The 2424-nt window shown below is 44.6% G+C and carries 1 protein-coding gene and 1 pseudogene; one reads left to right on the top strand and one right to left on the bottom strand.

Annotated features, from left to right (window positions below; all coding sequences use genetic code 11):
- Positions 1–555: 555 nt before the first annotated feature.
- Positions 556–2169: an IS1634 family transposase gene (locus H5300_RS26350; protein ID WP_182797324.1), complete on the bottom strand. Its 1614-nt coding sequence runs from the start codon at positions 2167–2169 to the stop codon at positions 556–558.
- A 118-nt stretch (positions 2170–2287) separates the two neighbouring features.
- Between H5300_RS26350 and H5300_RS28210 the strand changes: the two are divergent.
- A pseudogene (locus H5300_RS28210) lies at positions 2288–2424 on the top strand (IS91 family transposase); the annotation flags it as partial.

The raw sequence follows: 2424 nt of genomic DNA, 5'->3' as shown, positions 1-2424 counted from the left end.
TAGATGAGGTTATGTTGTCCTCATCATCATCGGTACTATGGGCTCATCCGACTGCCTATTGTGTGTACTCTGAGAATTTCGAGGTCCCCCCTTATATCTCTGAGTTGGGGCGCTACTCCCACAGCAATAGGCTCTCCCACGTTTACTCAACATCCTTCAATGCATGCCATCTTGTATTACACCGGGAAACCACACAGTTGCTCATGCTAGTTGCTTCACTGTGTGTGGCAGGGTTCGTATAGTCGGAGCGACTCCCCATTTCCACTTGCGTGACGATGCTTAACCAAGTTCGCTTAATGCTACGGCCTACATTACGTCTCAACGATTTCTCGTCTTTGTCACTGGGCTTCATATCATGCCGTTACCGCCATGTATGCCAGTCAGACTTCTAGTTGAACTAGCAATTTACTAGGTAGGGACCTTTCACCCTACTGGACTTAACCTAATGTTTAGGTTAACGTTTTAGGTCTGTTATGCCATGTAATCGCTTGGCTGCGCTTTGAGCCTAAAACAGTGTTGAGCACCTCGTGGCGCTCCCGACATTTCGCAGCCAATTTAGGAATAAACCGCTTCGTATAGCTGACCAAGTAATTTGATAAGTCGAGTTTGATGCTCTTGCATGCCTGTTATGATTCGCTGATCACCTATTTCAAGGGTATCTATACCCTCAAATTTCAAAAATACCCAACGTGCCGTCGGCTTTGACGTCGTTTTATTCTTCACCATACTTGGGAAAAACTCGTCGGTCTGAGCTAGTTGCTCTCGTACCTTATGCTCGAGACCTGAGTAAACTAACAGACTCAACGTCATGATCATCAACAGAGCTTCAATACGCTGTGCCTTTTTCAAGAAGATTGATGAGGTTAAAAATTCAGGGCTTTTCAAGAATCGAAAGCCACGTTCGACTTTTTGCTGCGACTTGTAATGTTCAAGTAATGCCGACATTGATAGGTCGGAACTTTCAGTGTCGTTGGTGGCGATGATGAACATGCCAACCTTTAATTTAGCAAGCTTCACCTTATCTAAATCAGTAAACGGCGAAGCTTCAATAACGTATTGGTAACTTGTTGGTTTAGCGTCTTTTTTTGGACGTCCACGCCCTGAGTAGATAGGCTCTTTGATAATTGTAGTGTGCTCAAACCCTAACAACTGACATCCGCGAGCTAACTCATCCATCGCTTTTTGGGCATCGACTTCACATGCAAATTGTTTTTTTGTTAGCTGGCTTAATAGCTTGAGCTCTTTGGCGAGATTTTTATCGAGGTTTTTGTAGAAGGTTGCTTCTTCTCGTTTGGTTGCTTGCTCACTTTTTACCAACAACCAACGCTGCTCAACTTTACCATAATCAGATTGTATCCAGTGGCCAGAGTAGCCGTTACCAATGGCGGTTAATTGCTCTGGTTTAAGATTGAGCAATGCTTGTTTTGCAAGTTTTAGCGTCATTGGTACGCGAGTGATGAATTTTTGCTGCTGTTCATCTAGTGAACGAATACTTTCTTCCGTGTATAGAGCAGCATCAGCAATGAAGTATCGACTATTTTGCGCGGCCTTTAGGCAATGGATATGGCGCTTGGTGACTTCGGCAAACGCTTTAGCATCGTTTGTATTCCCGCTCAGCGCTTGCATGTAAACGGGTAATCCAGCTTGGTTTTCACAGATGAGCTCCAAGACAACTTGGTTTAGCTCTGGGCGGTGGTCACGACTGTAACCTTTAACCAGTTGAATCGCATTGATATCGTTGCTTTGCGCATACTCACCATCAACGTGGAAGCTTGTGATATCAAGGTGCACGGACTCAGTTACTAATCCAAGCTTATCTACCACATGTTCAGCAATGCCTTGATAAATCGCAGATACGTCAGCGTCATAGAGTGCATCTAACGTGCGGCCCAGTACGTCATCGGTTAAGTGTTTAGCTTCAATATCTTTTGCCAGTAACTTTGCGACTGGCTTAGTCTCAAAAAAGTCGGCGAACATGTGCAAAGTACGGCTGTGAAAGCCTAGCCCGTTTAAAATCATTGCAAGGACAGCATCTCCGTGTGAAACGCGGTGCTCTGAATACTTTGGAATGATGCGGTCTATGATGCCGGGTAGGTCAATTTCATGACAAAAAGCAGCGATTAATCCGAGGTGATCTAAGCGTTTGATGACAGGTTGAGATGCAGACATATTAAGCGACCGGCAAATAACAGTAATAGATCAAAGCTGGGGAGCTTCGTCAAGCATCACACCTTCTTGGGGTGAATAAACGAAAGCTAGATCACACTATTTTAAATCTGAAATTAGCTGCGGAATGACGGGTCTATGGAAGCCCATTTTCTTTAAAGCTAAGACCACTGAGAAGTGTTGGCGTACCGCCATCACTCAACTTCTCAGCTCCAATTACTCAGAGTTAGACTTGAGTGGAGAGGACTGCCCTTTCAT

The organism is Vibrio sp. SG41-7 (assembly GCF_014164465.1).
GTDB lineage: Bacteria > Pseudomonadota > Gammaproteobacteria > Enterobacterales > Vibrionaceae > Vibrio > Vibrio splendidus.
Note: the sequence above shows the minus strand (reverse complement) of the source record. Positions and strands in the feature narration are given on the sequence as shown.